Below are 17347 nucleotides of genomic sequence, written 5' to 3' on the forward strand. Positions count from 1 at the left end.
CACAAAAAAGGGCCGCCGGCCGGCAGGGTCGAACTACAACGACCCCATCGCCGCGTCCACGACCCGCCTCAACTGCGTGGCATCCTCGGCGGTCTTCGCCAGCACCCGCATACCGATGACCGTCGCGAGCAGCCAGGAGGCCACCGCGGCCGCGTCGCGATCACCGTCGATCTCGCCGGCTCGCTGGCCTTCCTCGACGGTCGCCCGGAACGCGCTCTCCGTACGCGCGAACATCTTGCGCACGGTGTCGGCCGTCTCGGCGTCCGAGGAAGCCGACTCGGCGGCGGTGTTGACCGCCATGCAGCCGCGTCGATCCGGGTCGCCCAAGTCGAGCTCGACCAGCGCCTCCAGTGCGCCGCGCAAGCGGGCCTTCGCCGAGCCGGGATGGTCAAGGAGTGCTGCCAGCCACGCGGCCTGTGAGTCGCGGTAGCGTGCAAGCGCCAGTTCGAACAACGCGTGCTTGCTGCCGAAGGCGTTGTACAGACTGCCCTTGCCGATGCCGATCTCGTCCACGAGGTCCTGAGGCGTCGTCGCTGCGTACCCCTTGCGCCAGAACACGTCCATCGCGCGCTCCACCGCCACGTCCGGATCGAACTGCTTCGGTCTGCCCATGGTGCCACCGTAACAGTATTTTTGACCTTGAGGTCAAGTAACTGTCACCCCGGTCTGTCGTGGGTGCTCCTAGCGCTTTTCCGTCCGGGACGCCACTTCCGAACAGAGCGATGCGGCCGGAACCGATCGGAACGTGAGTGCGAGTTTCCTCGCCGGGAACGGGGCGACACGCCATTGACCTCCCCCTACAGCGCCGCTCACCGTGGGCGGGCTCCCGCCGGTGGCGGAATCAGGCGCTATCGATGGCGCATAACGGTTCCTCCGGTCCGATGAACTCCAACGAAACCGCGCATGCGGGCAGTTGGGCGTAGTTATGCTCCCGCCCACCGATCAGAAGGTCCCAGTTTTCCGATAGTTCGAGGACGCCGATGGAGCAAAAAGACATTCCACCCGAAACCGCCCACGCTGAGGGGGGAACGAGCCGGACGCTGCCCGCGATCGCGGCCGTGGCCGCCGTCTGCCTGGTCGGGGCGCTTGCCTCCTCCTCGGAACCGGTGGGCACCGCCCTGATCGCCGCAGGCGCCGCTTGCACCGCCGCGGTGTTCGTCGAAGCGGTACGGCGCGGCCGCGCGCTCGCCGCCCGCAGTGCCCAGGTCGTGGCTCTCCAGCATGTCCTGTCCCGGCAGGAAGCCGAGGCGGTCCGACTCTCCGCGGCGGTGCTGCCCGAGGCCATCGAGCGACTGCGCAAGGGCGAGCTGGCCGAAGAGGTGTTGACCTCCCTGGGAGGGCGCGGCGGACACGGCAGCCGCTGGGGAGACGACGCGGCCCTGACCCCGCGCTTCAGAGCCGCCCTGCAGGCCGTGCTGGCCCACGTCATCGACGCGGTCGACAACGAGGAGAGTCTTCGCGACTCGGCGCAGCGGGCCTTCGTGAACGTCGCCCGCCGCGTGCAGGCGATCGTCCATCAGCAGGCCCACGAGATGCGCGAGATGGAGGACCGGCACGGCCGCAACCCGGACGTGTTCGGCGACCTTCTGCGACTGGACCACGGCACCGCCCTGATCGGCAGGCTCGCCGACTCCATCTCGGTCCTCGGCGGTGCGCGCCCCGGCCGCCAGTGGAGCAGGGCCGTCACCTTGTACAGCGTGATGCGCGGCGCGATGTCGAGGATCATCGACTACCAGCGGGTGGAACTCCACTCGGTCTCCGAGGTCGCCGTCGTCGGCCCGATCGTGGAGCCGCTGATCCACACCCTTGCAGAGCTGCTGGACAACGCCACCCGGTACTCACCGCCGCACACCCGGGTCCACCTCACCGCCGTCGAGGTGCAGTCGGGCATCGCCGTGGAGATCGAGGACGGCGGCCTGAGCATGAGCGACGAGGCGCGCGGACGCGCCGAGAAGCTGCTCGCGCAGGCGCAGTCCGGCATCGACCTCAACGACCTGGGCGAGACGCCGAGGCTGGGCCTGGCGGTGGTCGGCCGGCTGGCGCAGGCGTACGGCTTCCAGGTGTCCCTGCGCTCTTCCGCGTACGGAGGCGTCCGCGCCGTGGTCATCGTGCCGCAGCACCTGATCACCACGGCGTCCGCGGCGACCGGTCTCGCCCACGGCATCGGCTCCTCCTCGGGGCCCAGGGCAGTGGCCGCCGCACCGCGCGAGCACCCCCTCGACCGCTCGTCGGCCGACGTGTTCGTGCCCCGGCCGGCACAAGCACCGGCACCGGCACCGGCGCCCAGGCCGGTGCCTGTCAGCAGCGTGCCGACCACCGAACGTACCGCGACCGGCCTGCCGCAGCGGCGCCGGAAGGACCGTGTCACCACCTCCGACGCCCAGCCCGCCGCGAGGCCGCAGTCGGCGGACGACGGCGGCCCCGGAATGTGGCTGGAGGCGTTCCACAGCGGACTGTCCGGCGAGCCCGGCCAAGAAGCGCAGGGCGCCCAGGACGCGTCGGGTTCAGCGACCAAAGGGGCGTAAGCAGTGATGACTCAGCGAAGCAGCAGCATGGACTGGATGCTCAAGGACCTGGCCGCCGGAGTGCCGCAGACGCGGCACGTGATCGTACTGTCCGCGGACGGGCTCTGCGTGGCGCAGCACGGGGCCGAGACCGACACGGCCGACCGCCTGGCAGCCGCCTGTGCGGGCCTGCAGAGCCTCGCCGGAGCGGTGGCCGCGGAACTGCCCCGCTCCGAGGGCAGAATGCGCCTGGTCGTGATCGAGATGGACGGCGGGTTCTTCTACCTGATGGCCGCCGGCAACGGCTCCTACCTCGCGGTCCTCGCCGACGAGGGTGTCGACGCGGGCCTGATGGGCGCGCAGATGCGCAACCTGGTGACCCGAATGGGGGAGCACCTGAGCAGCCCGCCCCGACATGACGGGCAGCCCGCGTGAATGAGCCGCCCACAAGCTGGGAGGACGGCAGCCCCGAACGGCTCTACGTCATCACCGGCGGACGCAGCGGACCCTCCACCGCTGTCCATCTGGACCTCGTGACCTTAGTCGTGGCCAAGGCGCCCGTCCGGCCCGAGATGCAGCCCGAGCAGGCGGCCATCCTGCGGATGTGCCAGTCACCGCTCTCGGTGGCCGAGATCGCCGCGTACGCCGGCCTGCCCGTGAGCGTCGTCACGGTGCTGGTCGGAGACCTGATGGCCGCACAGCGCGTGCACGTCCGTCCGCCCATTCCCGCCGCGCAGCTACCCGACCTTGCTCTGATCGAGGCAGTGATCGATGGACTACAGAAACTCTGACCCGCCCGCCGGGCCGTCCCGCGCGGACATACTGCCGCAGACGGCCGCGGCCGCCGTGAAAGTCGTCATCGTCGGCGGTTTCGGCGTGGGCAAGACGACGATGGTCGGTGCGGTCAGCGAGATCAAGCCGCTGACGACCGAGGAAACGATGACCAGGGCCGGCGTCGGCGTCGACGACACCTGGGGCGTGGCCCGCAAGATCACCACCACCGTGGCCATGGACTTCGGCCGCATCAGCATCAACGACGAACTCGTGCTGTACCTGTTCGGGACACCGGGCCAGGAGCGATTCTGGTTCCTGTGGCGCGGGCTCTTCGAGGGCGCGCTCGGAGCGGTCGTACTCCTCGACACCCGTCGGCTGGAGATCAGCTTCGATGTCATCGGACGGCTCGAGGAGCGGGGCGTCCCCTTCGTCGTGGCCGTCAACTCCTTCCCCGGCGCGCCCGAACATCCGGTGGAGGAGCTGCGCCAGGCCCTCGATCTGCCCCCCGCCGTCCCGATCCTCGTCTGCGACGCCAGACGACGGGACTCGTCCCGCGATGTCCTGCTGACCCTCATGCGCTACCTGCATTCCCAGGCAGCCACCCAGGAGGCAATGTGAGTACCCACCCCACCCCACCGCCCGAGTGCCCCGCCCACGCGGCGGGAACGGCGGGCGGCCTGTACCGGCTCCACGGAGAGGAGGCTCAAGCCGACCCCCTCGGGTTGTACGAGAAGCTGCGGGCCGAGTACGGGCCGGTGGCCCCGGTGCTGGTGAGCGGAGACCTTCCGGCATGGCTGGTCCTCGGTCACCGGGAGAACCTGGACGTCGCGCGCACCTCTTCGCGCTTCGCCCGCGATCCCCGGGGCTGGCGCGACATGAGAGAGGGCCGGGTACCGGCCGACACCCCGCTCGGCCCCATGGTCTCCTGGGTGCCGGTGTGCAACTTCACCGACGGGCCCGTTCACGAGCGGCTGCGCTCAGCCGTGGTGGAATCCCTGGAGCGCTTCGACAAGCGCGGCATCCGCCGCTACGTGACCCGCTTCGCCAACCAGCTCGTCGACCAGATCGCGGGCGAGGGATACGCCGACCTGGTCTCCGCCTTCTCCGACCAGCTCCCCATGCTGGTCATGACGCAGCTCATCGGTGCACCGGACGAACACGGACCCCTGCTGGTCAACGCGGCACGCGACATGCTCCAGGGAACCGAGACGGCCCTCCAGAGCGACCGCTACGTCACTGACACGCTGGAAAACCTGGTCGTGGAGCGCAAGGCCAAGCCGGCCCGTGACCTCGCCTCCTGGCTGATCGAGCACCCCGCGAACCTGAGCGACACCGAAGTGCTGATGCACCTGCGCGTCGTGCTGATCGCGGCCTACGAGACCACCGCCAACCTGATCGCCAACACGCTGCGGACCGTACTGACCGACCCGCGCTTCCGGGCGAGCCTCTCCGGAGGCCAGATGACCCTGCCCGACGCCCTGGAGCAAGTCCTGTGGGACGACCCGCCGATCAATACGATCATCGGGCGCTGGGCCACCGGTGACACCCTGCTCGGCGGCCAGCAGGTGAAAGCCGGCGACATGATCCTGCTCGGCCTGGCTGCGGGCAACGCCGACCCGCAGATCCGGCCGGACCCCGAGGTCTCCGTCCACGGCAACCGCTCCCACCTGGCCTTCAGCAGCGGACCGCACGAGTGCCCGGGCCAGGACATCGGGCGTGCCATCGCGGACACGGGCATCGAAGTCCTGCTGGACCGGCTGCCCGACCTCCAGCTGGCGGTCGACGCGAGCGAGCTCCAATGGCGTGGCACCCTCATGTCACGCCACTTGCTTTCACTGCCGGTACGGTTCGCCCCCCGTTCCGTGCCGAACCCGCAACCCCAGCCCGAGCAGCCGTCCGGGCACTCTGCGCACGCGCTGATCCCGCCGCAGCCGACGGCAGCGCCCGCGGTCGGCGTTCGCCGGCGTGGCGTCAGCTGGTGGCGCCGGCTGCTCGGCCGCCGCTGAGCAGGCCCTCCGCGCCAGGGGCCCCGGCCACACCGGCCGGGGCCCTCGTCATCGCTCAGCCGCGTACCCGGCGCCACCAGGACGCGAGAGCCGGCAGATCCGGTGGCTCCAATCCGGCGACGCAGGGGTCATCGGCGAACCGGACCGCGAACCCGGCTTCCTCGAGGGGCAGCTCGTACCGATTGCGCGGACTGGCGTACCGGGGGGCCCGACTCTGCCACGTGATGGAGCCGGCCATGTAGTGGCCCAACGCCGCCAGGTGACGGCGCAGTTCCCCGTCCGCACCCTCGTCCAGCTGTGCTCGTAGCCTCACGAAGAGGACCATCACCCGGTCACGCAAGGCAACCGCGAGGGGCACGGCCTCGGCGGGGGAGCAGTTCTCCTGATGGGCGAGGACATTGACGAGATTCACCTCGCGCGGCTCCAGGTGGTCGTCCTTGTCGTAGGAGAACAGGTCGTTGTCCGCGCTGACGACGAATCCCGCCGCGTCCGTCAGCGCCGTCAGGGCGGGGGAACAGAGCACGTCCGCCGGCAGCCGGTCTCCGCGTGCGACGTCGGACCAGGTCAGCGAGAAGCGTGTACCGTTCGCCAGCGGCCCCATGGCGACGAAGTCGTTCAGCCCCGGCATGGTCCCGGCCTCGGCCTGGGCGGCCCGCCAGGCCGCCCCGAGCAGCCAGTCCCGCGTCCCCTCGACGAACCTTCGCAATTCGTAGGGGGTGAGCATGGCGTGGGTGCGGCCCACCAGGTCCAGCAGCGCGCGGGTCATGGGCCCGTCGGGCAGCACGGACACCCCGGGGTCCTCGATGGTCCGCAGCAGACGCGCACCGTGTTCGACGACGGCACCCGTCCCCACCTCGTCGGAACCCGAATCCTGCCAGTCGTCGACGGCGTTGGCCCAGTAGTTCCACTCGGTGAACAGCAGGAGGGCCTCCACGTCCCCGTCGGGGATGATGCGGCAGGAGAAGTCGGCGCTGTGGGTGGCGAGACCCCACGCGCGTTCGACCGGATCCGGGTACAGGCCGAAGGCGTCCAGCCACTCGACCGCCCAGGCCTCCACCTGCTTCGCCTCGGGATGGACGAGGTCGCGCTCCAGGGGGCAGTAGAAGGACGGCAGGCGCGAACCGAGGCGGGAGGGGCGCGGGGAGACGGTCATCGGCCGCTACCGATCCGGAAGTGCAGCAGCCGCGTCTGCACCGCGTGGTCACGCCAGAGCCGGAAGAACCTGCTGTGCGCGATCGTCGACTGCTCGAGCCGTTCGCCGGTCCAGGCGCCGGGTCCGACTCCGGCGCCCGATCTGAGCCGGTCGAGTTCGGCGGTGTTCCACGCCATGGACTGCACCCAGAACTCCGCCACCGAGTCCGTCACGTCCTCGTCCTGTACCAGTTCAAAGCCGGCGGCCTCGGCCGCGGCCAGGTATTCCCCGCGCCGCCCCAGCCGCGTTCTGTAGTAGCCGTCCATGAACTCGCGCCACTCGGAGCGGCCCACGAAGTGCTCCTGGATCCCGAACCATCCACCGGGCACCAGCGCCTTGGCGACGACCTCGAAGAGCCGGGTCCGGTCGGTGTAGCCGCTGCTCTCGTTGGCGTAGACGGCGTCGTACGCACGGGTCTCGTCCAGGTCGTGCACATCAGCCAGTACGGGCGTCACCCGCCCCGTGACCCCCGCGTGACGGGCGAAGTGCCGGACGATCGGGACGTGTTCCGCCGCGACGGTGAGGCTGGTGACCGATGCCCCGTGCTCCTGCGCCCAGTACAGCGACGTGCCGCCGAGGCCGCAGCCGATGTCCAGCAGCCGCCGGGGAGGCGCCTCGTACGCGCCCCACGAACGGGCCGCGTGCTCGACGATCCGCTCCTGCGCGGCGGACAGGCGCTGCTGCAGTGTGCTCTGGGAGACGGTGGTCTCCGGGGGGTCGTCGGGATACAGCCCTACGTGGAAGTGCACTCGGGGGCCCGGACCGTACTTCTGGAGGATCTCCTGTGTCTTGCGGGTGTAGTAGAGCCGCACCGAATCGTCCGGGGCCAAGCCCTGATCGCTGCCTAAGGACGATACGAGGGGTATGACGCGCATGGGGTGTCCGCCCTTTCGTTGGGTAGGGCTGGTCTTCGGACACGCTGCCGCCGCTCTCACCCGCGTCCCGACCGGCACACTGTTGAAGCACGGATCATCGTGGCACTTCGCGGGCTCCACGTCAGCCACTGGAGCAGCACGGAGCAGCATCCGTTCATACGTGCGGCATCGGGGGAACTCCACTGCGGGCTTCCGCTGCGTCGGCAGCCTCTGGCCGGTGGTGTCGCCCGCGGTTGTCGGTGTGGGAGCGGGCGTGGGAGCGGAAGGTGCGGCGGTAGGCGTCCGGTGGGACGCCGACGGTCCGGTGGAAGTGCCGGCGCAGGGTGGTGGCCGTGCCCATGCCGGTGGCCGTGGCGATGGTGTCGATGGTGTCGTCGGTGGTCTCCAGGAGTTCCTGGGCGTGGCGGATGCGTTGGATGTGGAGCCACTGCAGCGGGGTGGTGCCGGTGAGCGACTTGAAGTGGCGGCCCAGGTGGCGAGAGCTCATCCGTGCCTGGCGGGCCAGGTCTTCCACGGTGAGGGGTTCGTCCAGCCGCCCGAGGGCCCAGGGGAAGAGGGTGGCGAGCGGATTGTTGCCCGGGGCGGGGACGGGGGTGGCGATGAACTGGGCCTGGCCGCCGTCGCGGTGTGGTGGTACGACCAGCCGGCGGGCGATCTTGTTGGCATTCGACGAGCCGTGGTCGAGGCGGACGAGGTGCAGGCACAAGTCCATGGCCGCGGCCTTGCCGGCGGAGGTGAGCACGTCGCCGTTGTCGACGTAGAGGACGTCCGGGTCCACCGTGACCTTCGGGTGGCGCCTGGCCAGTTCCCCGGTGTGCGCCCAGTGTGTGGTGGCGCGCTTGCCGTCCAGCAGGCCGGCGGCGGCCAGGATGAAGGCCCCTGTGCACAGGGAGGCCACGCGTGCGCCCGCCGCGTGTGCTGCGCGCACGGCGTCGACGAGTTCCGCCGGCGGGTCCACATCGGTGTCGGCCCAGCCGGGGACGATCACGGTGTCGGCGTGCGCGAGGTGGTCGAGCCCGTGGTCGGGCTCCAGGCGGAAGCGGTCGACCTGTACGGCGCTCGATCCGCAGAGCGAGAAGTGGTACCAGGGGTCCACGATGTGGGTCAGGTCCGAGCCGAAGACCTCGATCGCCATGGACAGTTCGAAATGCAGCATGCCGTCAGTGACGGCCAACGCGACAGTACGCATGTCCGGAATTGTACGGGGCATGTCGTTCCAGACACTCGTGCAGCGTTCTCTTCCTCGCCAGGATGGCCATGACAGATCGCAGCGACCAACTGCGGATCAGGCGAGTGCAGGGGAGCAACCTCATGGGATCGGGCCAGACTGTGGCGGTGTTCGGTGCGTACGGGCACACGGGGCGTTTCGTGGTGGCGGAGCTGCTGAAGCGCGGGTACGTCCCGGTTCTCTCCGGCCGCGACGCCGACAAGCTGAAGGCATTGGCGCACGAGACCGGGCTGGACGTTCGCGTGGCCTCGGTCGACGACCCGGCCTCGCTCGACCACGCCCTGGCCGGCACAGCGGCCGTGATCAACTGCGCGGGCCCGTTCGCCTCGACGACCGCCCCGGTGATCGAGTCGGCCCTGCGGGCACGGATCCCGTACCTGGACGTGGCGGCCGAGATCGAGGCCAACCTCGACACCTTCGCGCACTTCGCCGACCGGGCACGCGAGGCGGGAGCGGTCATCGTCCCCGCGATGGCCTTCTTCGGCGGTCTGGGCGACCTGCTGGCCACCGCGGCGATGGGCGACTGGACCAGGGCCGACTCGGCGCACATCGCGTTCGGACTGAGCAGCTGGCACCCCACCGCCGGGACGCGCCTGTCGAGCGCTGTCTCCCGGGAGCGGCGCGGGGATTACCGGCTGCGCTACACCGGCGGCCAGTGGGAGCACCGCACCGACGCCCCGCCCACCCTGGAATGGCCCTTCCCCGAGCCGATGGGCCCGCGTTCCGTCATCGGGGAGTTCACGATGGCCGACGTCGTGACCGTACCCAGCCACCTGTCCATCCCCGACGTGACCACCTACATGACGGCAGAGGCGGCCCGCGAGGTAGTGGCCTCCGACACGCCCGCGCCGGCCGCAGCCGACGAGAGCGGCCGGTCCGACCAGACCTTCCTCATCGACGCCGTCGTGCGCTCGGGCGACACCGAACGACGAGCCGTCGCGCGCGGTCAGGACATCTACGCCGTCACCGCGCCCCTCGTCGTGGAAGCGCTCGAGCGAGTCCTCACCGGGCGCACCCATGCGGTCGGCGTCGCCTCGGCGGGAGAGATGTTCGACGCCCCCGATTTCCTGAGTGCGCTGTTCCCGCACGTCACCCTCGAGCTCCACCCGTAACGAACTCCACCCGTAACGGACTGCAGCCGTAACGGACTGCTCCCGCACCTCGCGCCGGCAGCCACCCAGCTGCCTGCTGCTCGTGCCGGTTCAACCGGCACGAGCAGCAGGGGCGGTGAGGTCACATCACGCGACCGCGGTCCCCTCGAGCTCGACCATCTGGCCGGGGATCGCCAGTCGCGTCACCCCGAGCATCGTGGAGGTCGGCGCGACCCCGGCGGCACCCAACCGCGCTGCCAGCACGCCGTAGTGCTGGAAAAGCTGATCGACGTCGGTCGTGTAGACGTTGAGCCGGACGAGGTTCGCGAGAGACGTGCCGGCCTCGCCGAGCACGGCCTCCAGGTTGTCGATGCTCAGCGTCAACTGCGCCGCAATGTCACCGTCATGCTGGGGCTTGCCTTCGCCGCTCATCGCGGTCTGCCCCGAGATGTACAGGGTCCGTGTGTGCCCGGAGACGACCTCACCCTGGTTGAATCCCAACTCCTGCGACCACGTCACCGGGTTGACCGCCGTTCGTTCCACTGCCACGTCAGCTCCATTCGATTCATCGGGAGTGCGTACGTCCAACGGCTCGCTAGCCACCGGCTTCGACGTCGCGTAAACGAGCCTCCCAACAAATCACGACACCCTCTGTCATGTATTCCGTTAACGTTCTCGTATGCGCGCCGACCGGTTGGTCTCGCTGGTGCTGCTGCTGCGTCAGCGCGGTCGGCTGACTGCGGACACGCTGGCCCGCGAACTGGAGGTATCCACCCGCACCGTGCTGCGCGACATCGAGGCGCTGTCCGCCGCCGGCGTCCCGGTCTACGCCGAACGCGGCAGGCACGGCGGTTTCGCACTGTTGCCGGGTTTCCGGACCCGCGCAGTTTCTTTCCGGCGGCGACCACATCACCGTGCTGGTACGGGTGAACCCGGCGCGGCGGGAGGAGTTGCTGGACACCGCGCTGGCCGTCCGCGCAGAAGAACCCGACGCAGACGGCTGGCTGCGACTGGAGGTGACCTTCCAGGATTCACGGCACGCGGAATGGGCGCTGTGGCAGCTCAGCACGGACGCGGAAGCCCTGGCCCCGCAGTCGTTGCGCGCCTCCCTGCGCAACCGCGCCGCCGCGATCGTCACCCGCTACGGAGACTCGTCCTGAGGATCTAGTGGGCCCCGCTCGGGGACGGTGCCTGCGGTGTACCGGGAAGCCGGACCGTGACGAGGAGACCGCCGGCGGGGCGGGGGACGAGGCCGAGGGTTCCGCCGTGGGCGCGGACGATGCTGTGCACGATGGCCAGGCCGAGGCCGACGCCGGCGTGCTCGTCGGTGCGTACGCGTTCCGTTCCCCGCTGGAAGGGTTCGGTGAGGGTCGGTACCAGTTCCGGTGAGAGCCGAGGACCTGTGTTCTCGACCCGCAGCACGCTCGTGTCGCCTTGCGCCTCGGTGTGGACCGTCACGGTGCCGCCGGCGGGGAGGTTGTGGACGATGGCGTTCTGGACGAGGTTCGTCACCATCCGCAGCAGGAGCTCCGCGGAGCCGCTGGTCCCGGCCGTCCCGCCGGTGACGTCGAGCGTGATCCGGCGCTGTTCGGCTAGGGGAAGCAGCGTTTCGGCGGCTTCTTCGGCGGTGAGGGAGAGGTCGACGCTCTCGCGGGTGAAATCTCCGCGGTCGCCGCGGCTGAGCAGCAGAAGGGCCTCGGTGAGGTCGATCGCCCGCGTATTGACAGCGCTGAGGCGTTCGATGAGTTCGCCCCGGTCCCGCGTGGGATCCTTGCGGGCTACGTCGAGGAGCGTCCGCGAGATCGCCAGCGGGGTGCGCAGTTCGTGGGAGGCGTTCGCGGCGAACCGCTGCTGCTCGGCGACCTGGGACTCGAGTTGTTCGAGCATCGAGTCGAACGCGTCGGAGAGTTCACGGAATTCGTCCTGGCGGCCCTCCATGCGGATCCGGTGGGACAGCGACCCGTTCCCGGCCATCCGTGCCGCATCCCTGATCTGGGTGAGCGGTGCGAGCATCCGGCCGGCGAGGATCCATCCCCCCAGGAGGCCGAACACGAGCAGGAAGACCATCGCCACGGCCGCGGCGGGGGCGAAGGTGTGCACAAGGAGGTAGCGGTTGGGCGAGATCCCGAGAAGGCCCTGGGAGTTGTCGGGTACGTAGCGCAGCAGGAACACCCACACCACGGCCAGCAGGAGAGCACCGGCGACGGCGAGGAATCCGGCGTAGCTGAGGGTGAGTTTCAGCCGGGCGCTGAGCCCTGGGCGCCTATGCATGCGTGCTGCCGGGGGCGATGGTGTCCCTGCCGGTGTCGATCCGGTAGCCGACGCCGGGCACCGTGGCGATGATCCACGGTTCGCCGAGCCGTTTGCGCAGTGCGGAGACGGTGATGCGAACGGCGTTGGTGAGGGGGTCGACGTTCTCGTCCCAGGCCCGTTCCAGCAGCTCTTCGGCGCTGACGACCCCGCCCTCGGCGGCGACGAGGACTTCCAGCACGGCGAACTGTTTGCGGGTGAGCGCGACGTAACGTCCGTCGCGGAAGACCTCCCGGCGGAAGGGGTCGAGCCGCAGGCCCGCGATCTCGCGGACCGGGGGCCGGGCGTACGCGCGTCTGCGGTCGAGCGCCCTCAGCCGCAGGACGAGCTCCCGCAGCTCGAACGGTTTGGTGAGGTAGTCGTCGGCGCCGAGCTCGAACCCGGAAGCCTTGTCGTCGATGCGGTCGGCAGCGGTGAGCATGAGGATCGGGATGCCGCTGCCGGAGGCGACGATGCGCCGGGCGACCTCGTCGCCGGAGGGGCCGGGGATGTCGCGGTCGAGGACCGCGAGGTCGTAGGAGTTGACGCTGAGCAGTTCCAGGGCGGAGTCGCCGTCGCCGGCGATGTCGGCGGCGATCGCCTCCAGCCGCAGACCGTCACGGACGGCTTCGGCCAGGTAGGGCTCGTCCTCCACGATCAGTACGCGCATGTCCGAAGCCTAAGCGGCACACCATGTCGCCGACGCGTGCAAAGACGTGTGCACACCGGACACGCGGCTCAGCCTGCCGGTGCCAGCGCGGGGCGCGGCTGGTCCGACGGCGCTTGCGCCGTGGTGCGCCACCAGCGGCGCGACGCCAGCGCGGCCAGCACGGCGCCGGCGGCGTTGACCAGTACGTCGTCCACGGAGGACACCCGGTCCAGCCGCAGGACGTACTGTGCGGTTTCGACCAGGACCGAGCAGCCCGCCCCGAGCGCCAGGATCCGGGGCACGGACGCCAGCGCCGCGAACCGCATCGGGGCGAAGAACCCCAGCGCCGCGAAGACCAGCAGGTTGCCGACGATTCCGAGCGGCCCCATCGTGACCAGGTCCCGCAGCGGTACCAGGCTCACCCGGGCGGGGACGGTGCCGGCCCCGCCGCCCGGCATCATGGTCATCCAAATGAACGGCGCCGTGCCGTGGACCATGCCCACCTCGGCCAGCGACATCCTCCACGCCGATGTGACGCCGGCGGCACGCCGACGGCGTGCCAGAGCCCACACCACCAGCAGGGCCAACGGCAACGCGACCAACGTCATGAGCACCACACCGTTGAACGTATCGAAGCAGCCGTGCCACCGCCCGGCCATGCACATCGGAGCGGACATCATGAGCGGCCCCCGAACGATGAACACTGCGCTCGCCATGCCGAGGATCGCCAGGCCGAGGAGCACGATCCCGCGCACGTTGCGGGGAGGTGCTGACATGGACGCGTTGTGGTTCATGCCCCCATTGGAGACGGAGGGCCGTTGCGGTGGCGTATGCGATTTTCGATACGCCCGCGATACACGCAGCCCCCGGGCATCAGGGAATTGGACGGGGAAGGCGACCCTGGTGAACATCTCGTCGATCCCCGGGAAAAGGGAGCCAGGACGAAGCGTGCCCGGGTATGGCGCACCCAGGCGCGCGAGATGGGGTGCGGCATAGTCTGGAGGGGTGACCAGCAACGATCTCGGCGATTTCCTGCGCGCCCACCGCGCTCGTCTGCGACCCGATGATGTCGGGCTCGCCTCCTACGGCGCTCGCCGGGTGGCGGGGCTGCGGCGGGAGGAGGTCGCCGTCCTGGCCGGCATGAACAGCGACTACTACGCCCGCCTCGAACAGGGCCGCGAGCGCAGCCCCTCCCCGCAGATCCTCGAGGCCATCAGCAGTGCGCTGCGGATGGACGACGAGGCACGGGAGCACATGTTCCGGCTGGCGGGCATGGCGCCGGACGGTGAGCGGCCGCAGCCGAGGGAAACGGTCAGTCCTGCGCTGCGGCAGATGCTGGACGGACACCGGAACGCCGTGGCGTTCGTTCTGAACCCGGCCAACGACTTCCTGGCCTCGAACGCTCTGGCCGACGCACTGTTCTCACCGTTCGAGAACGTGGACAACATGGCCCGCATGACCTTCCTCGACCCGGCCGCCCGGGGCTTCTTCACGCAGTGGGGGCGGGCAGCCGAGGCAGTCGTTGCCGGACTGCGCCACGCCACGGGCCTCGACCCGCACTATCGGCGCCTGCGCGATGTCGTCGGCTCCCTGGCCCAGGCGAGCGAGGAGTTCGCCGCTCTGTGGTCCGCGCACACCGTGCACGGGAAGACCCGTGATGCCAAGGATCTCCTCCACCCCGACGTCGGGCCGCTCGCCCTCACTTACCAAACCTTCGACGTCCGCGGAGCATCGGGCCAGCAGCTGGTGATCTACCAGGCCGAACCGGGAAGCCCCAGCGATCAGGCACTCGCCCTGCTCGGCAGCCTCCACGCCACATCCCGCCAGGAGTCTGCCACGGAGCAGTAGCACTCAGGCGGTGGGAGTGTGGAGCACGTACTCGCGGGAGGCGTGGACCTCGTCGCGCAAGGCGGCCAGATCGACGTCGAGGACCTGGCCATTCCACTTGCGCGGCTCGCCGTTGATGAGGACGGCGCTGATGTTGCGGGCGTCCGAGCCCAGGACGACGGTGCCGATCGGGTCGTTGAGCGGCATGTTGTTGAGGTCCTCGGCCTGGATGACCAGCAGGTCTGCCTTCTTGCCCGGGGTGAGCGATCCGGTGACGTGCTGCAGGCCGTTGGTGCGGGCTCCCTGGAGGGTGGCGAAGTCCAGTACGTCGTGGGTGGTGATGCGGGCCGGCTGCTGGTCGGTGCCGTAGACGGCGTTGACCGCGCGCATCCGCTGGATGGCGTGCAAGGCCCGCATCTGCGTGAACATGTCGCTGACCAGCGCCACCTCGACGTCGATGCTCAGACCGGGCCGGACCCTGACCGCCAAGGCCTCGTCGACGGCGGGGATCGCGGTCTCCAGCCCGATCTGGGCGTCGGATGTCGGGGCCAGGGAGATGGTCGTGCCGCTCTCCCCGATCGCCTTCCAGGCCTCGTGAGTCAGGCCGGTGGCGTGGATGAGCGTGACGTCCGCCCCGAGGAGGCCCTCCTTTTCCCAGTTCAGGACGGCCGCCGAGGAGGAGGTACCGAAGACGGCGTCGACGCTCACGCCGATGCCCAGTTCCCTTGCTGTGCGGGCCAGTTCGGGACCGTAGGCGAGGGCGGGCCCGGCGATCTCGTCGGTGGCCAGGGCGGCCAGGCGCAGGGTCAGCAACTGGTCGTCGCCGGCGAAGTACTTCTCCTTGAGGCGGGCCAGGTCTCCGGGCCACTGCTCGTCCCAGTCACCGAAGTGCGGGCCCATCGAGGCGTGCACGCCGCGGATACCGGTGTCGATCAGCGCCTGGACGGCGGCGTCGGAGTGTGCGGGGGTACGGGAGTTATGGGAGAAGTCGAGCATGCACGTGATGCCGCTGTCGATCGCCGTCAAAGCGGCCAGCTTGGTGCCGACGTACATGTCGTTGGGCCGGTAGACAGTGGCGTAGCCGGCCAGAGTGGACATCACGTAGGCGCCGAGGTCGTCGACGTCCGGCATGATCCGGCGCAGCTGGGTCTCCCAGGCGTGCCGGTGCGTGTCGACGAAGCCCGGCGTGAGGATCGTGCCCGTGGCGTCGACAACCACCGCGCCGTCCCGGATCAGGCCAGAACCGATCGCGGTGATCGTCTCGCCCTCGACGAGCAGATCGGCGTTGTGCAGGACACCGCGGTCGGGGTCCATGGTGACGATGGTCGCCCCGGTGAACAGGATGCGCCGCTTCGGGTCGCCGGACCGGCGCTGAAGCTGTTCGAGTACGGCCGGGCTGGTGGTATCGGAGGTGGTCAAGGGGAAGTCCTGTCCGTCATGCCAGGGCCGTGGGCCTGTGCAGGGTGGGTGATGACCCCAGCCTCGGCCCATGCGACGGCCGCAACCAGGCCGCTGTCTGCCCAGGTACAGCACGCCCAGGCTCACCGCTCGATCCGTAGCCCGTAGCCCGTAGCCCGTCGCTCGGCTACCGCTGGTCGACCAGGAAGAAGGCCAGCAGCCGGCCTCGCCTTCACGCCTGTCCGGCGCGAAGGTCCGGGCTCGTCCCGCACAGAGGTAGGTGCGCCGTACAGCGGCCGAGGCCAGGCGAATGATAGCCGGGCAGGGGCCGGTTTCCGCCGAATTCACCATTCAGCACGCAGGTCGCCCCACGCTCAGTAGCTTTTGTCTCACAGACGGTCCGGCCCTCAGTTGGAACCGAGTGCCGGGCGTGGAGAGAGAACAGCAAGGGAGCGCGGACGGCGATGGCGAATGTGGAAGTCTCGTTGAAGGAGACGATGACCTCGATCGAGGGCGCGCTGGGTGCCGCACTGGTGGACTACACCAGCGGAATGGCCTTGGGCACCCTCGGCGGCGGGAAGGAGCTCGACCTGACGGTCGCCGCCGCAGGCAACACCGATGTGATCCGGGCCAAGGTCCGCACCATGGAAATGCTGGGCATGCAGGACGACATCGAGGATCTACTGATCACGCTCGGCACTCAGTACCACCTGCTCCGGCTGCTCAAGGGCCGCGGGGGCAACGGACTGTTCCTGTACGTGGTGCTGGACAAGAACAATTCCAACCTGGCCATGGCACGCCACCAGCTCAAGCGCATCGAGGCAGCGCTGGAGTTGTAACGCCGCATGATCGGGGCCCACGCATGCCCACAAGTTGAAGACTTCTTCAACCCGGCACATCCGAAACCGGTCAAGTTCGGGCATGCGCGGGCCCATCGGACGCGACGATGGACACCAAAGACCGGCTCGACTCGAAGACCCGCAGCCGCGGCCACGGTCCAAGCAACACAGCAGGAGCGTTCGTGGGAGTGCAAGTACCGCTGTACCAGGCCAAAGCCGAGTTCTTTCGCATGCTCGGACACCCGGTCCGCATCCGGGTCCTGGAACTCCTGCAGGGCGGGCCCATGCCCGTGAGGGACTTGCTGGCCGAGATCGACGTCGAGGCATCCAACCTCTCCCAGCAACTGGCGGTGCTGCGCCGCTCGGGCATCGTCATCTCCACCCGCGAGGGCTCGACCGTCAGCTACGCCCTCGCCGGCGGCGACGTCGCCGACCTGCTGCGCGCGGCCCGGCGCATCCTGACCGAGCTGCTGGCGGGGCAGAGCCAACTCCTGGCCGAACTACGGCAGGTGGAACCCGGCGCCGACGCCGTGGGAACGGGACCGGGCACGGGAACGGCTGGTGGCGCGGGCCACTGATCCGCCCGGTCCTGGCGGCAGGCGGTGACAACAGGCGTCACTGCCTGCCTGCCTGGACGGGCGGAACTCCCGGCAGGGCTCGGCGGCCGCCGCCTCG

At 69.6% G+C, this 17347-nt stretch carries 18 protein-coding genes and 1 pseudogene; 10 read left to right on the forward strand and 9 right to left on the reverse strand.

What is annotated here, in order from left to right; all coding sequences use genetic code 11:
• Window positions 1-33: 33 nt before the first annotated feature.
• A complete protein-coding gene (locus tag OHA89_RS35945) occupies window positions 34-612 on the reverse strand; it encodes a TetR/AcrR family transcriptional regulator (RefSeq protein WP_406367974.1) in 579 nt (192 codons plus the stop codon).
• Between the two features lie 368 nt (window positions 613-980).
• Between OHA89_RS35945 and OHA89_RS35950 the strand changes: the two genes are divergently transcribed.
• From OHA89_RS35950 to OHA89_RS35970, 5 genes are read left to right on the forward strand one after another with little or no spacing between them, the layout of a single operon-like run.
• On the forward strand, window positions 981-2525 hold the full coding sequence (locus OHA89_RS35950) for an ATP-binding protein (RefSeq protein WP_406367975.1): 1545 nt from the start codon (window positions 981-983) through the stop codon (window positions 2523-2525).
• A gap of 6 nt (window positions 2526-2531) precedes the next feature.
• Entirely contained in the window at window positions 2532-2939 is a 408-nt protein-coding gene (locus tag OHA89_RS35955; RefSeq protein WP_215140381.1) for a roadblock/LC7 domain-containing protein, read from the forward strand.
• Complete coding sequence (locus OHA89_RS35960; RefSeq protein ID WP_215140380.1) at window positions 2936-3295, forward strand: DUF742 domain-containing protein; 360 nt, start codon at window positions 2936-2938, stop codon at window positions 3293-3295. Before OHA89_RS35955 ends, OHA89_RS35960 begins: the two co-directional genes overlap by 4 nt.
• Entirely contained in the window at window positions 3276-3896 is a 621-nt protein-coding gene (locus OHA89_RS35965) for an ATP/GTP-binding protein (protein WP_215140379.1), read from the forward strand. The genes OHA89_RS35960 and OHA89_RS35965 overlap by 20 nt, the downstream gene beginning before the upstream one ends.
• Window positions 3893-5284 (forward strand): cytochrome P450, encoded by a 1392-nt coding sequence (locus OHA89_RS35970; RefSeq protein WP_266612111.1) that lies wholly within the window; start codon window positions 3893-3895, stop codon window positions 5282-5284. Before OHA89_RS35965 ends, OHA89_RS35970 begins: the two co-directional genes overlap by 4 nt.
• Window positions 5285-5339: 55 nt before the next feature.
• On the opposite strand, the gene OHA89_RS35975 is transcribed toward OHA89_RS35970, so the two are convergent.
• From OHA89_RS35975 to OHA89_RS35985, 3 genes are all read right to left on the reverse strand, one after another.
• On the reverse strand, window positions 5340-6437 hold the full coding sequence (locus tag OHA89_RS35975) for a hypothetical protein (RefSeq protein ID WP_266612113.1): 1098 nt from the start codon (window positions 6435-6437) through the stop codon (window positions 5340-5342).
• Entirely contained in the window at window positions 6434-7306 is an 873-nt protein-coding gene (locus OHA89_RS35980; RefSeq protein ID WP_266612114.1) for a cyclopropane-fatty-acyl-phospholipid synthase family protein, read from the reverse strand. The genes OHA89_RS35975 and OHA89_RS35980 overlap by 4 nt, the downstream gene beginning before the upstream one ends.
• Before the next feature lie 199 nt (window positions 7307-7505).
• Window positions 7506-8540, reverse strand: coding sequence for a helix-turn-helix domain-containing protein (locus tag OHA89_RS35985; protein WP_266612116.1), 1035 nt, complete (start codon window positions 8538-8540; stop codon window positions 7506-7508).
• A gap of 122 nt (window positions 8541-8662) precedes the next feature.
• Here OHA89_RS35985 and OHA89_RS35990 point away from each other — a divergent pair, with 122 nt between their 5' ends.
• Window positions 8663-9691: a trans-acting enoyl reductase family protein gene (locus OHA89_RS35990; protein WP_266612606.1), complete on the forward strand. Its 1029-nt coding sequence runs from the start codon at window positions 8663-8665 to the stop codon at window positions 9689-9691.
• Window positions 9692-9817: 126 nt separating this feature from the next.
• Here the strand turns inward: OHA89_RS35990 and OHA89_RS35995 are convergent, their stop codons facing one another.
• Window positions 9818-10213 (reverse strand): RidA family protein, encoded by a 396-nt coding sequence (locus OHA89_RS35995; RefSeq protein ID WP_266612608.1) that lies wholly within the window; start codon window positions 10211-10213, stop codon window positions 9818-9820.
• 136 nt (window positions 10214-10349) lie between these two features.
• Between OHA89_RS35995 and OHA89_RS36000 the strand changes: the two are divergent.
• Window positions 10350-10830 (forward strand): annotated as a pseudogene (locus OHA89_RS36000) (transcriptional regulator).
• 4 nt (window positions 10831-10834) lie between these two features.
• On the opposite strand, the gene OHA89_RS36005 reads toward OHA89_RS36000, so the two are convergent.
• The 3 genes from OHA89_RS36005 to OHA89_RS36015 all read right to left on the reverse strand — a co-directional run bounded on the left by OHA89_RS36005 (window position 10835) and on the right by OHA89_RS36015 (window position 13402).
• Window positions 10835-11941, reverse strand: a complete 1107-nt coding sequence (locus OHA89_RS36005) for a sensor histidine kinase (protein ID WP_406367976.1) — start codon at window positions 11939-11941, stop codon at window positions 10835-10837.
• Complete coding sequence (locus tag OHA89_RS36010) at window positions 11934-12629, reverse strand: response regulator transcription factor (protein ID WP_215140374.1); 696 nt, start codon at window positions 12627-12629, stop codon at window positions 11934-11936. Before OHA89_RS36010 ends, OHA89_RS36005 begins: the two co-directional genes overlap by 8 nt.
• A gap of 68 nt (window positions 12630-12697) precedes the next feature.
• Window positions 12698-13402 carry a VanZ family protein gene (locus OHA89_RS36015; protein ID WP_406367977.1) on the reverse strand — a complete coding sequence of 235 codons (705 nt, stop codon included), beginning with the start codon at window positions 13400-13402 and terminating at the stop codon, window positions 12698-12700.
• A gap of 211 nt (window positions 13403-13613) precedes the next feature.
• On the opposite strand from OHA89_RS36015, the gene OHA89_RS36020 reads away from it, so the two are divergent.
• Entirely contained in the window at window positions 13614-14456 is an 843-nt protein-coding gene (locus OHA89_RS36020; protein WP_266612124.1) for a helix-turn-helix transcriptional regulator, read from the forward strand.
• 3 nt (window positions 14457-14459) lie between these two features.
• Here the strand turns inward: OHA89_RS36020 and OHA89_RS36025 are convergent, their stop codons facing one another.
• Window positions 14460-15854 (reverse strand): amidohydrolase family protein, encoded by a 1395-nt coding sequence (locus OHA89_RS36025; RefSeq protein WP_266612126.1) that lies wholly within the window; start codon window positions 15852-15854, stop codon window positions 14460-14462.
• A 443-nt stretch (window positions 15855-16297) separates the two neighbouring features.
• Here OHA89_RS36025 and OHA89_RS36030 point away from each other — a divergent pair, with 443 nt between their 5' ends.
• Complete coding sequence (locus OHA89_RS36030) at window positions 16298-16672, forward strand: hypothetical protein (protein ID WP_215140369.1); 375 nt, start codon at window positions 16298-16300, stop codon at window positions 16670-16672.
• Between the two features lie 188 nt (window positions 16673-16860).
• Window positions 16861-17250, forward strand: coding sequence for a helix-turn-helix transcriptional regulator (locus OHA89_RS36035; RefSeq protein ID WP_215140534.1), 390 nt, complete (start codon window positions 16861-16863; stop codon window positions 17248-17250).
• The last annotated feature ends 97 nt before the right edge of the window (window positions 17251-17347 follow it).

Origin of the sequence: Streptomyces sp. NBC_01546, assembly GCF_045208355.1 — a bacterium.
Classification (GTDB): domain Bacteria; phylum Actinomycetota; class Actinomycetes; order Streptomycetales; family Streptomycetaceae; genus Streptomyces.